Below are 16,963 nucleotides of genomic sequence, written 5' to 3' on the forward strand. Positions count from 1 at the left end.
TGGTTCTCTGTTGGCGTTCACGCGCTCAAGGCGGCGTCGAGGATGTCGTGCTCGGTCGCCTTGGCGGCGGGCATGTCGGCAACGACCGTGTCGCCATGGACGACATAGATGCGATCGCAAAGGCCGATGAGCTCGACAGTTTCTCTCGACAGGACCAGCACGGCCCCACCGTTCTGCGTGAAGTCGCGAAGCAGCTTGTAGATTTCAGACTTGGCGCCGATATCGACACCGCGCGTCGGCTCCTCGATCAGGAGGATGTCGAGATTGGCGGCGATATAGCGGCCAAGCAGGACCTTCTGCTGATTGCCGCCGGAGAGCGCGCCGACGGGCGCGGACGCATTGATCGTGCGAACGTTGAGCCGCTTGATCGTGTCGGCAACGAGCTTGCGATAGTTCTTCGCGGGGGAAAATCCTGCTCGTGCCGAATGGAGCGCGATCTCGATATTGTGCGCGATCGGGAGGTTGAGGAACAAGCCTTCCTCCTTGCGGTCCTCAGGAATGAAGCCCACGCCCATCTGCTGCAGCTTGCGCACACCGTTCTCGTTCGGCACGGGCAAGGCCAGCGATTTTCCGTTCAGTGTGATCGTGCCGGAAAACGGCTGGAATTTGCCGACCAGCGAGCGGAGGAGTTTTTGCTGACCCTGTCCTTCGAGCCCGGCAAGTGCGACGATCTCACCCTTGCAAACATGCAGTGAGAACGGCTTTGACGAAGCGCCGATCTTGAAGTGCTTGATGTCGAGCATCGGTTCGCAGGCTGCCGAGGCGTTCCTTGCCGGGAAAAGGTCCTTCAATTCCCGGCCGACCATCATTGCGATCAGCGATGTCGGCGTCATTTCCGAAAGCGGGCGCGTGCCGATCAGCTTGCCGTCTTTCAGAACCGTGACCGTGTCGCATATCTGGAAAATTTCATCCATGCGGTGCGAGATGTAGACGAGGGCCTTGCCCGCATCGCGCAGTCGGCGGATATGCTTGTTGAGGATCTCGACGTCAGCGGCGTTGAGTGCGGCGGTCGGCTCGTCGAGAATGAAGATCGAGGCATCGGCTTTGATGCCATGGGCGATTTCGACGAATTGCCGTTCGGCAATCGTGAGGTTCGAAACCAGCGTCCGCGGATCAAGATCGAGCGACAGCTCTTTCAGCGCCTTTCCGGTTTCGGCATTCATCCGTTTGTAGTCGACGGTGCCGAAGCGCGTTACGGGCTCGCGCCCGAGAAACATGTTTTCGGCGATCGTCAGGTTCGCCAGAAGCGTCATCTCCTGGAAGACCGTCGATATGCCGAAGTCGAGCGCCTCTTTCGGATTGAGGAAGGCGATCTTGTGTCCGTTCTTGAAGATCTCGCCGCTATCAGGCTGGTGAACGCCCGCGAGGATCTTCATGAGCGTCGATTTGCCAGCGCCATTCTCGCCCATCAGGGCATGGACGGAACCCGGCAAGAGCTCCAGCGACACTCTATCCAGTGCCAGACTTCCGCCAAACGACTTTGAAATGTTCGACATTTCTATAAGGTTGGCCATTCGTTCCTCCCAATCCATGCAGCTCCGCTCGGTCACCATCCGCCGGTTCCGGAATGAAACCGGCGGATGCGCCTTGGGAGGCTATTTTAGTTCTTGGTATAATACTTCTTCAGGTCGTCCTCGGAGAGCTGGGAAGGCCACCAGACGTTCGCCGAGAGATCGTCGCGGTAATACTTCTTGACCTTCTCCAGGTCCCAGCCCGGAGGATTGTAGTCGTAGTGCTTGTAGAGCTGCTTGCCCTCCAGCAGTGCGACAGCGGCATGCACGCCTTCGGCGCCCTGGGCCGGCGAATATTCAGCCGAGATCGACTGGAAGCCGTCATGGATCCACTGGCCGAAGAAGCCGTTGTTGCCTTCTCCGGAGATCGGCGGGATCTTGGCGCCGAACTGCTTGAAGACGTCGACGCAGGCGCGCGTCATGTCGGCACCCGACGACCAGATGCCATCGACATCGGGGCTGTTCAGGTAAAGCGTTTCGCAAACGCTCTTGCCCTTGTCGTACTGCCAGTCACCGTGCTCTTCGGCGACGATCTTCACGTTCGTGCCCTTGAGGGATTCCAGAAGGCCATTATAGCGGTTGGTGTCTTCCGGATGACCGGCGAGACCGCGCAGAACCCAGATCTTGCCGTTATCGCCGACGGTCTTGACGAGCCAGTCGCCCATGACCTTGCCGAAGTGCTCGGCGCCGCCCTGGATCTCGGTCGTGTAGTCTTCTGTTTCGACGCGACCGGTATGAACGATGACCGGGATGCCGGCGGCAATCGCCTTCTTCATGGAGGCGTTTGCGGAGGTGGAGGTGACCGGCTGCACGATGATCGCGTCGACCTTCTGGGCGATCAGGTCTTCGATGTCGGCAACCTGCTTCTTCTGGTCAAAGCCGGCGTCGAGCAGGATGAACTTCTTGATGCACTTGTTGGCTGCGGCCGCCGCTTCCGATTCGTGAGCAACCTGAACGGTCCAAGTGTTGGCGTTGACGCCAAAATCGCTCATGCCGATAACCCAGCCGCAGTCCTTCTTGTACTTCCCGGCTTCCGTCTGCGGATTGTCGCCAGCCTTCGGCGTGATGCCGTCCATAAACTTGACTTCATCCGCCCATAGCGGGCCCGCGGTCGACGCCATCAAAAGCGTAGCCCCGAGGATAGATTTCACATAGCCGTTCACGAGATTTCCTCCCTTGCTCAAACACCGTCGTCCTCTCGACGTCGGATCTCCATTGCCACGGAGACACATTTATCCAGGCCGCTGAAGCGGCTTTAATCGCGGGCCAAAGCCATTGGATGACTGGGCTGGCTATGTTCAGTTCCTGGAAAATCTTGCTCTCCCATTCATAGAAATGCCACACGGATAAACGGCTGTCAATAATTATTCAGACTGAATGAATATCAATAAACTTGCACCATGGATCGACAAAGGCCATAATCGCCGTTGAATGTTCATGCGTCTTTATGATTTGCCATAAAGGTGGGGAGGAAATGCGGTCAGTCTTATGTTACGGCGACTCGAATACGCATGGCCAGATTCCGGGCGGCTCGCCGCTCGATCGATATGGGCCGGACGAGCGCTGGCCAGGCGTTTTGAGACGGGAGCTTGGAAGCAAGTGGTATGTGGTCGAGGAGGGCTTGAGCGGCCGTACGACGGTTCGAGACGATCCGATCGAAGGCCCGATGAAGAATGGCCGAACCTACCTCCGGCCATGCCTCATGAGCCACGCAATCCTCGATCTCGTCATCATCATGCTCGGGACGAACGACCTGAAAGCCCGTTTCCACCAGCCTCCCTCCGAAGTGGCGATGGGGATTGGCTGCCTGGTCTACGATATCCGGGAGCTGGCGCCCGGTCCGGCCGGCAAGCCCCCCGAAATCATGGTGGTTGCTCCACCGCCGATGCTGGACGATATCAAGGAATGGGAACCCATATTTTTCGGCGCCCAGGAGAAATCCCGGCGTCTCGCCCTCGAATTCGAAATCATTGCCGATTCGCTCGAAGTACATTTTTTTGACGCCGCCACCGTCGCGGCTTGCGATCCGCGCGATGGCTTTCACATCAATCGGGAAGCGCATGAAGCCTTGGGAACGGCGCTCGCCAGGGAAGTCGAGGCGATCGGTTGGAGATGATGATATTGCCGCAGCGACGTTACGAATGGATGCCAGTACATCTTTATGCCTTACTCCAAGAGGATTGCATTGATGCCTGATATGCGTTTTGCACCACCCAATCCCTTGCGTATTGCCGATCGGGCAACCGGCCTGAATGCGGTCAGCGTGCGCAGTTACAATGAGCGCCTGCTGCTGTCGCTGTTGCTTCAGAACAGCGAGATCACCCGATTGGAGATCGGCGAACGGACGGGCCTTTCAGCCCAGACTATTTCGGTGCTGGTCAGGTCGCTGGAGCAGGAAGGACTGGTTGCGAAGGGGGAAGCCCAGAAGGGACGGGTCGGGCCTCCGACCGTTCCGGTTGCCCTCAATCCGGAAGGGGCCTTTTCGATCGGCATCAGTGTCGGCCTGAAGCGTACCGACGTCGTTCTGATCGATTTTGCCGGCGCCGTTCGCTATCATATGCAATTGCCTAATCCGCAGCCCGAACGCGACAGCAACCAGACAATGTTCATCGAGACCATTCGTCAGGCGGTGAACATCGTCCCCAAGAATGCTCAAAAGCGTCTAGCCGGCATTGGCCTTGCGCTTCCGTCGAGCGCTTCGGAGGGGCGTGAGGAAAAGGCCTACTTCGACTCGCTCCAGAAGGAAGTCGAGGAGCTTACCGGCTACTCGGTGTTCGTGCAGAACGACATTACGGCTGCGGCCAGCGGCGAAAGCATGTTCGGTGTCGCCAAGCCGTTTTCCGATTATCTCTACTTTTATATCGGCGCGAACCTCCACAGCCGCCTGGTCTTGAACCACCAGATCCACCACGGCAATTCGGTGGTCAGTTTCGATGTCGGCGTGGCATCTTTGGAATCCGTATTGACCGCCGTGGGCGCGCCAACGGATCACCTGTGGCAGCCGCTCGCACCATGGCCGGAGAACAGTCTGGTTCTCGAATGGGAAGGCAAACTGGCGGAAAAGATGCAGGGCATCGTCAAGTCGCTCGCGCAATTTGTCGAGCTCGAAGCGGTGATCGTTTCTTCATTCGTGCCGAATGTCGTCTATCGGAACATCTGCGTCTCGCTGCAAAAGCTGGTTCCCGAAGTGACCGTGATGCCGAGCGGCATATTGAACACGCCGAAGGCCGTCGGTGCTGCAAGCCTGCCATTCATCTCCCGTTTCATGGTGGAAAGTTGAAGACCGTGGTGGCGGCTGGGTTCACCGCCACCATCCCAGCCCGACATGCGCGGGACCGGCCGTAGAAGAGGCCTTGAAAGAACGGGACGCCGCGTCAATCGATGTCAACTGCGGCAAATCACGCCGCCCGACTGTGGGCCAACGCCGCTTCATCTTCGCCTCCGATTTGAAAGTGCTGGACCAGCGCCAACAGGCCGTCAGCCTGGGAGGCGAGTTCGCGGCTCGCGGCCGTCGTCTCCTCGACCATCGCCGCATTGTGCTGTGTCATCTGGTCCATCTGATTGACGGTCGAGTTGACCCCCTGCAGCGCACTCGACTGATCGTGGCTGCCGCGGGCGATCGTCTCGACATGCTGACTGATCGTGACGATCTGCGAGCTGATCTTCGCAAGGACCGAACCGGTTTCCTGGACCAGATGCGAGCCGGTATTGACCTCGGCCGTCGACTTGTTGATGAGGACCTTGATCTCCTTGGCCGCCTTGGCGGAGCGCTGCGCCAGTTCACGCACCTCCTGGGCAACGACGGCAAAGCCTTTGCCCGCATCGCCGGCGCGTGCCGCCTCGACGCCGGCATTCAACGCCAGCAGATTGGTCTGGAAGGCGATCTCGTCGATGACGCCGGTGATCTGCTCGATCTGGCGGGAGGCTTCTTCGATCCGGCCCATCGCATCGATCGCATTGTTGACGACGATGGCTGAATCGTCGGCGCTCTGCTTGGCCTGGCGGACGATCTGGTCGGCATCCTTGGCACGTTCCGCCGACGAGCGAACCGTGACGGTGATCTCGTCGACGGCGGCTGCCGTTTCTTCGAGCGAAGCAGCCTGCTGCTCAGTCCGTTTGGCAAGATCCTCGGCCGCCTCGGCCATCTGGTTGCCATTGCCCTGGATCATTTCGACATTGTCGCGGATCTGGCGCATCGTCGCCTGCAGCCGCATCATCGAGCCGTTGAAATCCTTCCGCAGTTGGTCGAGGGAGGGCGCGAAAGGAGTCGCAATGCGATGATCGAGCCGCCCGTCGGCCAGGTTCTTCAGGCCGGCGGCGAGTGCCGAGACCGCATGTTCCAGCTCGGCCGCGCTTTTTTCCCTGTCCGTCTCGCGGAGTTGCCTTTCCTCTTCGATCTGACGGTTACGCTGGATCGCCTCCTCCTCCATTCGCACCTTGTCGACTGCCCCCTGGCGGAAGGATTCGAGCGCCCGCGCCATGATGCCGATTTCGTCAGAACGCGAGACGGACCGGATCTCGATTGCCTGATCGCCATTGTTCAGGCGGTTCATCAGGCCTGTGATGTCCGCGAGCGGCTTCGTAAGACGGGAGGAGAAGATGTACCCGACGATACCCATTCCGAAAAGGACGGCGAGAGCGGTCAGCGCGGCCCACTTTGCAAGCTCGTTTGCCGAGGAGACGACATTAGCCTTGCTCTGGCCGATGACGAGAAGGTGCGGCTGACCAAAGAGGGTGACAGGGACGTAGGAGTAAAAATTTGAACCATGGGCCCCATCAGCGAAGACGGAGCCATTCTTCTGCTCGTTCGCGGCCTTGAGCAGCTCCGGCGGCACTCCATTTTCCGCTGCGACGTTGCCTGCTCTCAAGGTGCCGTCGGCGGCAATCAGAAACGCCTCGTCGACGCTCCGTCCCAAGCCCTCGGGCGAAATGAGCGCCAAAAGCTTTGCCGGCGCGATACGGATCACGACGGTGCCGCGCTTGACGACAGAGCCCCAGACAACGTTGGCAAGGGGTTTGGCAAGAAAAGCCGAAACATCGCTTTCCTCGCTTTTGAACGAAACGAACCCCGTCCGATACACTTGGTCGGCCGGTCCGGCGATGGATGAGGCAAACAGGGACTTCAGGGCGGCATTCTGCGAATCCTGGACGGCCGCCATGAACTCGGGTCCCTTGGTGACCGTATAGACCACCTGGCCATTGTTATCGATGACGAAGATATCGCTGAGATCGGCATTCTTCCAGGCGCTGAAGAGTGGCCCATGCACCGAGCTATGCTTGACGGCATAGAGCATCTTGACGGTCGATCCGTCGAAAGCCGCTCTTTGTGCGGGGCTCTTCGACATGTCCTGGAACGCCTCCCTTATCTTGGCATCAGACATTGCGATGGCCTTTCCGGCCTGCTCCGTCATCTCTCCGAGCGACTGGCTCTGCGCGATCTCGGTCAGCGTCTGCTCGACCCGTTCATCATAGGCCCGGAGCGCCTTCGATTGATTGGCTGCAATCGCTTCAAGGCGGATCTTGCTCGCCTCGATCAAACCGTTCTTTCCGATCTGGTAGCTCAATGCTCCGACAGACGCGCAAGAGACGATCGCTGTCCCTATGATCACCACGGCAAACTTGGCCTTAATGGATCGCATGCGGTGGGACAATTGCAAAGCATTGTGGAAAATCTGCATTTTGAATCCATTTCGAGTCAAACAGTTGCTAATCATCATCGACGACAGTTCTGAAAAATCCGTTACGGGTCATAACTTTCTTTCTATTTTCAATATGTTGCTTAGGCACGCCCTCAAGAACCTTGAGGTTTTCAGATGTTGCTTTTGTGGATTTTAGCTCAATTCTCCGGTGATATGCCCTCAATATTCCAACATTCCCACATGGAGCAGGGACAGAATCGCATTCACTCCGGACCAGGATTTCGATCGAAGGGTTCATTTTGTATGGAAGGCAAGCGCGTTGCTGATCACATAGGCAGCGATTCTCGCGCGGGCGGGATGGTCATTGCGCGGTGGAAGATCGCGTAATTTGTTTGAAAGATCCGCAAACACCACATAAATACACAAATCCAAGGACAACGTCGTCGACTTCCCGGTTCACCGTCATCCTTACAAGCATCTCGCAACCTTTTCCGAAGGCTTGCGAGATAGATCTGCCGCTTTAAGGGATTGTCAGCATCAGCGTTGCTGTCGACCCCCGCACCGACCCGAGGACGAAGCTGTCAATGTCGAGTGAAGTTCGCAAAGAAGTCATTCTCGAACGACTCGATCGTGATCAACGCGTCAGCGTTCTGGAGCTTTCGACAGAGTTCGGTGTTTCGGGTGAAACCATTCGGCGCGACCTGAAGGATCTGGAGGCCGAGGGAGCCGTTCGGCGCGTTCACGGAGGCGCTATACCGGCCGGCCGAACCGCGGATGTGCCGATTACCGACCGCATCAGATTCAATGCGCTCGAAAAGGACGCGGTCGCGCAGATGGCGCGCAACCTCATAACCGACGACTGCGCCATTTTCCTCGACACAGGCACCACCACCCTGTCCCTTGCGCGCCACCTGACTGGCTTCAAGAAGCTGCGGCTCTACACCAATTCCCTGATGATCGCGCAAGCCGCCTGCCAGCATTTCGGCGTCCGGGTCCAAATGACGCCGGGAAATCTCCGCCCGATTGAGCAGGATCTGGTCGGCTATGATACGCTGTCCTACATCCAGCAATTCCACTTTGACATGGTCTTTATGGGTGCGGCGGCAATCGCGGCGGAGTATGGCTTCATGGACTATGAAGAGGATGAAGCGCGAATTCGCCAGGCTCTGCTGAAGCAGACGGCCAGAAGCATCATGCTGGCCGATCATTCCAAGTGCGGCAAGACGGGCAATGTCATTACCGCCGCATTTTCCAGCGTTAACACATTGGTCACCGATCAACGTCCCCCGGCAAATATATTGGCGGCCGCCAAAAGGGGCGACCTCGAAATCATCCACGGTTGACCATACCGAAAGCGTCAGACCGGTGTCCGCCGTCTGAGGAAGCCCCGTGGTCAATCCCCGTGCAGGAAAGCCATGATTTGCGCATGCAGGGAGGAATTTGCCGCCGCCACGATACCGCCGCCATTTTCTGCCGGTCCCCCGTCCCAGTCCGTCACGACGCCGCCGGCCTGCTCGATGATCGGAATGAGGGCAACGATGTCGTAGGGATAGAGGCCCGCTTCCACGACGCAGTCGATCTGCCCTGCCGCAAGCATGCAATAGGCATAGCAATCGGTCCCGTAACGCGCGAGCCGCACTTGTTTTTCGAGCCGGTCGTAGCTTGCTCTCCGGTCGGCTTCGAAGATCGCCGGCGTCGTTGTGAAGAGCGTCGCGTCGGCAAGGTTCTTCGTCGCGCTGGTTGCGAGCCGCGTTTGTCCGTGCTGGCCCTCGTAGTATGCGCCGTTGCCCGTCGCATAAAACAATTCCCCGATAAAAGGCTGCGCCATCATGCCGGCCACCGCATCACCATCCCTGGTCAGCCCGACAAGCGTGCCCCAGAGCGGGATACCTGATATGAACGACCTGGTTCCGTCGATCGGATCGATGACCCAGACCAGGCCCGCATCCGCGCCTTCATTGCCGAACTCTTCGCCCAGGATGCCGTGATCGGGATATTCCGAACGGATAAGCGCTCGAAGCGCTTTCTCCGTTTCGCGGTCGGCTTCGGTGACCGGATCGAACCCGCCGGCAATCTTGTTGACGACGGCTCCCGGCAACCGGAACCGGGGCAATGTCTCGCGGGCGGCAACTGCCGCGAGGCGGCGAAGAAAATCGGGAGAGATCACCTCTTCAGTGCTTTGCATGTGTCAGACCGCCTTCAGCCATTGCGGCCACAGCGAATTGCTCATTGCGAAACGCGCGCGCATATGTTTCCAGAACCCATATTTGAAGAAGTCGAAGTCAAGACGCGAGACTTCGTTCTGCACCATCGCCCAGGTCGACCATTTGAGGTCGACGAGAGCCTTGAACAAAGCGATCCGCGCCAGAACGCCCGGATCCGCCCGGCCATAATATTCCTCGATCAGTTCCTTTTCGGTCTCCGGCGAGAAGCACATCTCGCAGAACCAAAGCGCGAGTTCCGCCGCCCGATCATTGGTGGAGGCGTATTCGAAATCGACAAGCATGACCCGGCGATCGGAATGAAGGAGGAAATTGCCGGCCAGTGTGTCGTTCATGCAGGGCGCGAGATCGAGACCCGATGCCTCGAGCGCAGCTCGCGCCTCGCGATAGCGCGCATTCATCCAGCCGAAGTCGCTCGGGAAATCGCCGCCAAGCTCCAGGACCTGCTGGAAATGTTCGTCGATCATGTCGAAGGTGGTCTTTCGCTGCGAAAGCGGTGCGGTGTCGTTGAAGGCCTTCAGCGCACGAAGACCGTTGAGGCGGATGACAGGATCAAGAAAATCGGCGTTTGTCGATGTTCTGAGCCCCTCGACGAATTCACTCACCTCGACCCCCGTTTCGGGGAAGAACTCGATGATCCGGGCGCCGACGCCCGCCTCGTGCGCCCTGCGGCCGGCTTCGTTGGCAGTTCTCCGGTCGATGAACATTTCGGTCCCAGCGCCGGGTATCTTCACGAAGAAGCTGTGCGGCGCACCTTCGACGTAAACCCGCCAGTTGGGATTGCTGATGCCCCCGGGTACTGGTTCGTAGGAAACCTCGAGGCCTCGCCAGTCCGCCACGGCTATGATGGCCTGCTCGATCGCCTGCTCGGCCTGCGATGCGCCTTCACCCAATCTCAGTCTCATCGCTCTCTCCATCAGACCTGTTTCAGCCATGTTTCAAAGCGTGGTCCTTCGATGACCGTGCGGGCTCTCAGAAGCCGCCATTCGGCGTATTTGAAGAATTCAACATGCTTGCGCGGCGAGCGTGCGGCATTGATGAAGCCCCAAAGCGCCCACATGAGATCGTCGGCCGCTCCATAAAGGCGTGCCCGCGCGAGCACGCTCGCATCCGGCTTTCCGGTTGCGATTTCAATGGCCAGCAGCGCCTCGCCATCGAATGGGAGGAGTTCGGCCAGCACGGTTCCGATATCGTACGCGGGGTCCGCCTGGCGCGCCCACTCGAAATCGACCAGCCGAACTCCGTCGTCCGGTCCGACCATGACGTTCGACGAGATGCCGTCCGCGTGGCACGGGACCGTATCGACACCTGCGGCGCCGATGGCGCCGGCAATGCGCTCGACGGCAGCAGAGACGGTGAATACCGGTGCTGGCAAGATCACATCCGCTCCTTCGGCAAGCTGCCGGTAGGCGGCAACGAGCTCGAAAACGCTGCGCGTTTCGCCAAGCCTCTCAGCCTGATGGAAGCTGCGTTTTGCCGTCAGAAGATTTTCGAGAACCCGCGGGCGGCGAAGGACATCGGCATGCCCCCACGCCCATTCCTCGCCAAGCGCTTCGAATACCAGGACGCCGCCCTCGGGAGCGGCATGGATGAGCCGCGGGGCAATGCCCAGTTCGCCTGCCTTGCGGCTGGCCTCCGCCACATGGTTCAGGGCAACAAACCGAGACATGTCATCGTGGAGACGTTTGACGAAAACCCGCGGCTGATCCGCCTTGCTTGCGAAAAAGCAGAGATTTTCGACGCCGCGGTGAATGGGCGACACCACTCCGCCAATCGGAGCTGAGAGGGTGGCGCCGGAAAGGCCGACCGCGTCGAGCGCAGCCTGAACTGCAGCATCATCCTGCATGGAACTCTCCCTCAATGATGTTGCGAAGCGTGGCGGTCAGCACCGCCAGCCCCGCCTGCACGTCCTGTGGCTCGGTCAGTTCGTCGGGATGATGGGCGATGCCATCGACGCTCGGAATGAAGATCAGCGCCGACGGGATACCACTGTTTTGCAAGGCGACAGCATCGTGGCCTGCAACCGAACGCATGGTCAATGGCTCGAAACCGCAAGAACGTGCCGTGCGATCGACGAGTGCCATTAACCGCCTGTCCATGCTGGCGGGATCGCGCAAAGTATCGGCGACGATTTCCAGCTGCGTGCCGGTTTCGGCTGCCGCCTTTTCGAGCGCGGCAAGGGCGAGCTCACCTGCCATGTCGAGTTCGGCCACGTCAGGCCCCCTGAGCTCGAACCACACAGTCGCCCGGTCGACGACAACGTTCGGCGAGTTGGGCTCGACCACGAGGCGCGCAGCGGAGCGGTGGAGGAGGGGATGGCTGGCCGCGACGACTGCTTCGAAGGCGGCAATTCCTCTTGCTGCGGCGAGAAGCGCATCTCGGCGATCGGCCATCGGCGTCGGACCCGTATGCGCTGCCCGGCCGATCCAGCGGACGGTCTTCTTGCGCGCCGCCCAGGTTCCTTCGACGACGCCGATCTTTCGGCCCGCTTCGAGAAGTTTCCGTCCCTGCTCGACATGCAGCTCGACATAGGCTTTCGGGGGAGGGGGAACAATTCCCGAACTGCCGCTGACGCCTATGGCCTCGAGCGCGCGCTTGAGGGATACGCCGTCTCCGTCGCGTAGTTCCAATGCATCGCCAAGCGCCAATGCGCCGGAGAAGACCGTGCTGCCGGTCAGGCTCGGCTGGTAGCGGGCGCCTTCCTCATTCGTCCAGTTGACCACCGCGAGGTTGTAGCGCGGTTTGCACAGTCCGCGTTGCACCTCGGCGTGAATAGCGAGCGCGGCCTGTCCGGCAGTCAGGACACCCAAGGTGCCGTCGAAACGACCGCCTCGGGGTTGGGTGTCCAGATGCGAGCCCGCAAAAATCCAGGGCGCATCCTGACCGGCCCAATCGAAGCAGGCAAACTGATTGCCGATCGCATCATTCGCGATCTGGACGGCTGCCTGTTCCATCCACACGGCAAAAACACCTCGCGCCATGCCGTCCTCGGCGCTCGCCGCGAGGCGCGTCACTCCCGCTCCGGGATGAGCACCGATGGCAGAAATTCGGTCGAAGATCGCATCGAAATCCGTCCGCCGTGTCGTCGCCGCGTCAAGCATGGATGATCTCCAGTTCTTCTGCCCGAACGGCGCCGAGGATGTCTTCCGGCGGACGCCGGTCGGTCACAAGCGCACCGATTTGCCCGAAGGGAGCGGTGATCACATTGCCGACCCTTCCAAACTTCGAATGATCGGCCAGCATGACGCTTCGCGAGGACCGCTTTATGAGGATCTGACGGATTCGCGCCTCGTCTTCTTCATAGTCCATGAAGCCATATTCGACATTGACTGCCGCGGCACCCATGAAGACCATGTCGAAGTGGAACTGCTGGATGTAGGATAGCGTGTCATAGCCGACCAGGTCCTGCTCGACCGGTCGCAGATTTCCAGGCGTCACGTGCACGCTGACGCCGAAATGCTGGCAGGCGGCTTGTGCAATCATCAGGGAATTCGTGTAGAGCCGAAGCTTCTTGAAGCCGATCAGCCGGCGCGCGAGCGCAAGCGTCGTCGTGCCGGTATCGAGGAAGATCACACAGTCGTCATTGATCAGGTTGCGCGCCACGCCGGCAACCGCATCCTTCTCAGTCGAGTTGAGCTTGATGCGCTCGGTAATCGGCGTGTCGGCTGTGCGGCCGGCTGGAATTGCGCCGCCATGCACGCGGCGCACAGCACCTTCTGCTTCGAGGTTCTTCAGATCGCGGCGAATGGTTTCGCCCGAAACGCCGAACTCTGCTGAAAGCTCGACAACGCTGACGCGCTGATCACGGCCGAGACGCTCCAGGATGATCTCCTTGCGGATCTCACTGGACATGGACCGCCTCGTCCTCATGCCGATGCAGGCAGGCTGCGTAATTCCCGCCATCAGAACCCACAAGCATCGGATCGGTCTTTTCGCAGTCGCTCTGCGCGCGCGGGCAGCGCGAACGGAACGAGCAGCCGACCGGAAGATGAATGGGGCTCGGGGGCTCGCCATCGAGCAGATATTGCGCGCCCGGGAAACGGTTTTCCTCCAGCGTCGGCATGGCGCTCAGCAGCGCCCGCGTATACGGGTGGTGCGGATGTTCAAAAAGCGTCGTGTTGTCAGCCAGTTCGACGATGCGCCCTAGATACATGACCGCCACGCGGTGACAGATACGACGGACCAGCGCCAGGTCGTGAGATATGAAAATGTAGGAAAACCCGTGTGCCGCCTGGAGCCGTTTGAAGAGATCGAGGAGCTCGGCCTGCTCGACCTGGTCGAGCGCCGACAAGGTCTCGTCAAGGATCAAGAGGCGCGGCTTCAGCACCAGGGCTCGAGCAATGTTGATGCGCTGGCGCTGCCCGGCGCTAAGCCCCACAGGCAATCGTTCGGCGAGGTCCGCATGAAGGCCGACTTCGCGCATGGCCTCCTGCGCGCGCTGCTCGGCATCACGCCGGCCGACGCCGTGGATCAGAAGCGGCTCCTCGATCATGCGTATGATCGACATGCCCGCCGGCAGCGATCCATAGGGGTCCTGCAGCAGAAGCTGGAACGATTTGCGCATCTCCGTCAACGAACGAGCAGAGAGACTCGAGAGGTTCTTCCCGAGGAACGCAATGCGACCGGCATTTGGCTGTTCGAGCCAGGCAAGCAGGCGCGTAAGCGTGGATTTGCCGCAACCGCTTTCCCCGACGATGCCAAAATTTTCACCCGCCTTGACGGTAAAGGACACGTCCCGAACCGCCTTGACTTCGTTGAAGGCATTGAACGCATCGCGCCGGCGCACGCTATAGGTTCGGGTTGCATTTTCGACGGTCAGGACAGCCTCACCGTCTTTTGCTTCCGGCGCCGACACGTTCTTCCAGATCGATGGAATGCGCGAGAGGAGGGCGCGCGTATAGGCTTGCTGCGGGTTGGCAGCAATATCGGCAGTCTTGCCCCGTTCGACGATGCGGCCGCCTTGCATGACGAGCGTTCGCTCGGCAATCTGTGACACCACCGGTAACGACGAAGAGATAAACAGGAACGCCGTGTCGAGGCTTTGCCTGAGGCTGTCGATAAGCCGGATAATCTGGGCTGCGACCGTTACATCGAGCGGCTGCGTAATATTGTCGGCGATAACAAGCGATGGCTCGGAAACGAGCGCATCGACAATCATCACGCGCTGCATCATACCGCCGGAGAATTGGAAGGGCGCCTCGTGGAAGCGAGAGCGCGGTGAGGGAATATGCACCCGGCCAAGGAGATCGAGAACTTTTTCCTTCGCTTCCGCCTTACCGATATCAGGCCGGACAGATCGAAGCTTCTCGACGATCTGATGGCCGATCGGCAGCCTCGGATCAAGCGAACCCATGGGGTTTGCACCGATGAAGCCAATGCGGTTTCCTCTGATCGACCGAAGACCCCGCGCATCGAGGGAGAGGACGTCCTTTCCTTCAAAAATCACCTGACCGGAAGAGATTTCCAGCGGTGCTTGAATGGCGTTCACCATGGCACGCGCCAGCACCGACTTGCCCGATCCGGCTTCGCCGACGAGGCCGAGAACTTCGCCTGGCTGGAGCGCAAAGTCCACATTGTCGACGATGCGCCGTTTGCCGCCATCCCGCAGGAGATCGACCGAGAGATTGGAGACAGCTAGGATTGGATCACTCATTTACGCATCCCCTCTCAGAACCGCATTGCGCGCGCGCTCCAACGCCGAACCCATCAGATTGAGGCAGGTCAGCGATATCAGCAGGAACAGACCGGGCATCGTCGCGATCCACCATGCGTTCAGCAGATACTTTCGTGAATCCGCGATCACGTTGCCGAATGTCGGTGTCGGCGGCTGAACCCCGAGACCGAGAAAGCCGAGGATCGACTCGAAGATCATCATGCGGGCGATATCGAGCACAGCGACGAAGGCGATCGGAGGCAGAACGACAGGCGCCACAAACAACAGCATGATGCGAAGGTCCGAGGCACCGAGAACCCTCTCACCGAGAACATAGCCGCGATTGCGTTCGCCGAGCGCCACGGATCTCGCGACGCGGGCATAGAGCGGCCAGCCGGAGAGGCCAAGCACGAGGATGATCGCAGGCACGGTCGGGCGTGACACGCCGAGAATGGTGATGGCAAGAATGATCATCGGAATTGACAGCTGAGCATCGGTCAGCCGCATGATGACCGTATCGAGCCAACCACCACGAAAACCGGCAAGAAGACCGAGACTGCAGCCGACGATGAACATCAGAACCACGGTCGTCACGCCGATGAACAGCGAATAACACAGTCCGACGAGACAGCGCATCAGAACGTCACGGCCGAGTTGATCGGTACCGAGCACATAAGGCCATTGCCAGCCCTCGGAAGGGAATGGCGGAATAAACTTGTGGCTGTAGGCCATCTTGAGCGGATCAACCGAACTGACAAATGGCAGGAGAATCGCAAGTCCAAGCAGCAATCCGAAGCCGATGAGGCCAATGCGAAAGTCGAGGCGCCCCACGGCAATTTGCAACATGCGTCTGGTCGGTGTGGTGCCGCGCTTGACGACGGTGCGCTCGGTGGCGCTCAATTCTACGATATCGGTCATCTCAGTATTCCAGTCTCGGATCGATGGTCATCGCGATAAGATCGACCAGGATGTTGATCACCACGAACATCACGGAAATGAAGATCGCGACGCCCTGGATGAGCGGAAAGTCGCGCTGTTGAACGGCATTGATCGTCAGGAGCCCAAGGCCCGGATAGTCGAAGATGAACTCGACCACGAGGACGCCGCCCAGAAGCATGCCGAGTTGCACACCCAGCAAGTTGATCAACGGGACCGCGGAATTGCCCAGCACATGCGAGAAGATCGTGCGCCCGCGGCTCAGGCCTCTAACAGCAGCAAGCTGAATGAAGTCTTCGCGCAACACCTGAGCGACAGAAACGGTCAACGTACGCAGGATGAACGGCGCAATCTCCACCGCGAGCACGATCGCGGGCAGAATGGTGTATTCGAAGCCGTTGTAGCCGATCGCGGGCAGAAGCCTGAGCTTCACCGACAGAAAGAGCGTCAGCACGATGCCCAGCCAGAAGTTCGGGGTCGAGACGAAGATCGACCCCAATGCGAGCGCGAGTTTGTCGGGCCAGCGACCCTGATAGAGCCCGCCGGCAAGGCCGAGCGGAACAGCAACGAGCAACGCGATGACCAGTGCGACGGCTGCGAGCTGCAGGGTCATCGGGAGTGTATCGAGAATGAGATCTAGGACCTTCGCCCGCTCTTCGCGTGTCGGGTCGTTATAGGCCGAGCCGGCCAGGCTCGCCCCGCTCTTCGGCCTGACGAACGACGTGCCAAGATCGCCGGTCGCCAAATGGCCAAGATAGGAGACGAATTGCAGCGGGATGGCCCGATCGAGACCAAGTTCCTTTGCCTTCATCGCCACGACCGCATCAGGGGCCATGCCGCCGACGATAAGGCGCGCGGGGTCACCCGGCACCACACGCAACAGCGTGAAGATGATGAATATGACGAGAAGGATGATCAGGCCCCCCTGCAGAAGCCGTCTCATCAGGAATGATAGAAGGAACATGTACTTACCCTAGTCTGTCGGGGCCAAGGCGGCCACTG

Annotated in this window: 13 protein-coding genes and 2 pseudogenes; 4 read left to right on the plus strand and 11 right to left on the minus strand. The window is 59.5% G+C overall.

Annotated features, from left to right (window positions below; translation table 11 throughout):
- Positions 1-17: 17 nt before the first annotated feature.
- Complete coding sequence (locus ACST81_RS27055) at positions 18-1,514, minus strand: sugar ABC transporter ATP-binding protein (RefSeq protein WP_077768141.1); 1,497 nt, start codon at positions 1,512-1,514, stop codon at positions 18-20.
- 86 nt (positions 1,515-1,600) lie between these two features.
- The gene (locus ACST81_RS27060; protein WP_161991478.1) at positions 1,601-2,632 is read right to left on the minus strand and encodes an ABC transporter substrate-binding protein; all 1,032 of its coding nucleotides are present in this window, start codon (positions 2,630-2,632) and stop codon (positions 1,601-1,603) included.
- Positions 2,633-2,985: 353 nt separating this feature from the next.
- Here ACST81_RS27060 and ACST81_RS27065 point away from each other — a divergent pair, with 353 nt between their 5' ends.
- Together ACST81_RS27065 and ACST81_RS27070 are read left to right on the plus strand one after the other, a co-directional pair.
- A complete protein-coding gene (locus ACST81_RS27065) occupies positions 2,986-3,627 on the plus strand; it encodes an SGNH/GDSL hydrolase family protein (protein ID WP_077768143.1) in 642 nt (213 codons plus the stop codon).
- Positions 3,628-3,699: 72 nt separating this feature from the next.
- On the plus strand, positions 3,700-4,791 hold the full coding sequence (locus ACST81_RS27070) for an ROK family transcriptional regulator (RefSeq protein WP_234888140.1): 1,092 nt from the start codon (positions 3,700-3,702) through the stop codon (positions 4,789-4,791).
- 118 nt (positions 4,792-4,909) lie between these two features.
- Here the strand turns inward: ACST81_RS27070 and ACST81_RS27075 are convergent.
- Positions 4,910-6,148 (minus strand): annotated as a pseudogene (locus tag ACST81_RS27075) (methyl-accepting chemotaxis protein); the annotation flags it as partial.
- Positions 6,149-7,734: 1,586 nt separating this feature from the next.
- Here ACST81_RS27075 and ACST81_RS27080 point away from each other — a divergent pair.
- Positions 7,735-7,893, plus strand: a pseudogene (locus ACST81_RS27080) (DeoR family transcriptional regulator); the annotation flags it as partial.
- Positions 7,894-7,926: 33 nt separating this feature from the next.
- Positions 7,927-8,493, plus strand: coding sequence for a DeoR/GlpR family DNA-binding transcription regulator (locus tag ACST81_RS27085; protein WP_269703988.1), 567 nt, complete (start codon positions 7,927-7,929; stop codon positions 8,491-8,493).
- 50 nt (positions 8,494-8,543) lie between these two features.
- Here ACST81_RS27085 and hisN read toward each other — a convergent pair whose 3' ends face one another.
- The 8 genes from hisN to ACST81_RS27125 are packed head-to-tail and all read right to left on the minus strand — an operon-like array spanning position 8,544 to position 16,925.
- On the minus strand, positions 8,544-9,335 hold the full coding sequence (gene hisN / locus ACST81_RS27090) for a histidinol-phosphatase (RefSeq protein ID WP_012475953.1): 792 nt from the start codon (positions 9,333-9,335) through the stop codon (positions 8,544-8,546).
- 3 nt (positions 9,336-9,338) lie between these two features.
- Positions 9,339-10,277 carry a choline/ethanolamine kinase family protein gene (locus ACST81_RS27095; protein WP_077768147.1) on the minus strand — a complete coding sequence of 313 codons (939 nt, stop codon included), beginning with the start codon at positions 10,275-10,277 and terminating at the stop codon, positions 9,339-9,341.
- Between the two features lie 11 nt (positions 10,278-10,288).
- Positions 10,289-11,218: a phosphotransferase gene (locus ACST81_RS27100; RefSeq protein WP_012475951.1), complete on the minus strand. Its 930-nt coding sequence runs from the start codon at positions 11,216-11,218 to the stop codon at positions 10,289-10,291.
- Complete coding sequence (locus tag ACST81_RS27105) at positions 11,208-12,473, minus strand: Zn-dependent hydrolase (protein WP_012475950.1); 1,266 nt, start codon at positions 12,471-12,473, stop codon at positions 11,208-11,210. The genes ACST81_RS27100 and ACST81_RS27105 overlap by 11 nt, the downstream gene beginning before the upstream one ends.
- Positions 12,466-13,224, minus strand: a complete 759-nt coding sequence (locus tag ACST81_RS27110; RefSeq protein WP_161596387.1) for a DeoR/GlpR family DNA-binding transcription regulator — start codon at positions 13,222-13,224, stop codon at positions 12,466-12,468. Before ACST81_RS27110 ends, ACST81_RS27105 begins: the two co-directional genes overlap by 8 nt.
- Positions 13,214-15,025, minus strand: a complete 1,812-nt coding sequence (locus tag ACST81_RS27115; RefSeq protein ID WP_077768149.1) for a dipeptide ABC transporter ATP-binding protein — start codon at positions 15,023-15,025, stop codon at positions 13,214-13,216. Before ACST81_RS27115 ends, ACST81_RS27110 begins: the two co-directional genes overlap by 11 nt.
- A complete protein-coding gene (locus ACST81_RS27120; RefSeq protein ID WP_012475948.1) occupies positions 15,026-15,943 on the minus strand; it encodes an ABC transporter permease in 918 nt (305 codons plus the stop codon). It abuts the gene before it with no gap.
- A gap of 1 nt (position 15,944) precedes the next feature.
- Positions 15,945-16,925: an ABC transporter permease gene (locus tag ACST81_RS27125; protein WP_077768150.1), complete on the minus strand. Its 981-nt coding sequence runs from the start codon at positions 16,923-16,925 to the stop codon at positions 15,945-15,947.
- Positions 16,926-16,963 lie beyond the last annotated feature (38 nt).

The organism is Pararhizobium sp. O133 (assembly GCF_051669845.1).
Taxonomy (GTDB): Bacteria; Pseudomonadota; Alphaproteobacteria; order Rhizobiales; family Rhizobiaceae; genus Pararhizobium.

Bases quoted from the DNA above. Each gene is read 5' to 3' on its own strand.
- ACST81_RS27125 (WP_077768150.1), bottom strand. From the start codon at position 16,925: ATGTTCCTTCTATCATTCCTGATGAGACGGCTTCTGCAGGGGGGCCTG.
- ACST81_RS27060 (WP_161991478.1), bottom strand. From the start codon at position 2,632: ATGGCGTCGACCGCGGGCCCGCTATGGGCGGATGAAGTCAAGTTTATG.
- ACST81_RS27065 (WP_077768143.1), top strand. From the start codon at position 2,986: ATGCGGTCAGTCTTATGTTACGGCGACTCGAATACGCATGGCCAGATT.
- ACST81_RS27055 (WP_077768141.1), bottom strand. From the start codon at position 1,514: ATGGCCAACCTTATAGAAATGTCGAACATTTCAAAGTCGTTTGGCGGA.
- ACST81_RS27095 (WP_077768147.1), bottom strand. From the start codon at position 10,277: ATGAGACTGAGATTGGGTGAAGGCGCATCGCAGGCCGAGCAGGCGATC.
- ACST81_RS27100 (WP_012475951.1), bottom strand. From the start codon at position 11,218: ATGCAGGATGATGCTGCAGTTCAGGCTGCGCTCGACGCGGTCGGCCTT.
- ACST81_RS27070 (WP_234888140.1), top strand. From the start codon at position 3,700: ATGCCTGATATGCGTTTTGCACCACCCAATCCCTTGCGTATTGCCGAT.
- ACST81_RS27105 (WP_012475950.1), bottom strand. From the start codon at position 12,473: ATGCTTGACGCGGCGACGACACGGCGGACGGATTTCGATGCGATCTTC.
- hisN (WP_012475953.1), bottom strand. From the start codon at position 9,335: ATGCAAAGCACTGAAGAGGTGATCTCTCCCGATTTTCTTCGCCGCCTC.
- ACST81_RS27110 (WP_161596387.1), bottom strand. From the start codon at position 13,224: ATGTCCAGTGAGATCCGCAAGGAGATCATCCTGGAGCGTCTCGGCCGT.
- ACST81_RS27115 (WP_077768149.1), bottom strand. From the start codon at position 15,025: ATGAGTGATCCAATCCTAGCTGTCTCCAATCTCTCGGTCGATCTCCTG.
- ACST81_RS27120 (WP_012475948.1), bottom strand. From the start codon at position 15,943: ATGACCGATATCGTAGAATTGAGCGCCACCGAGCGCACCGTCGTCAAG.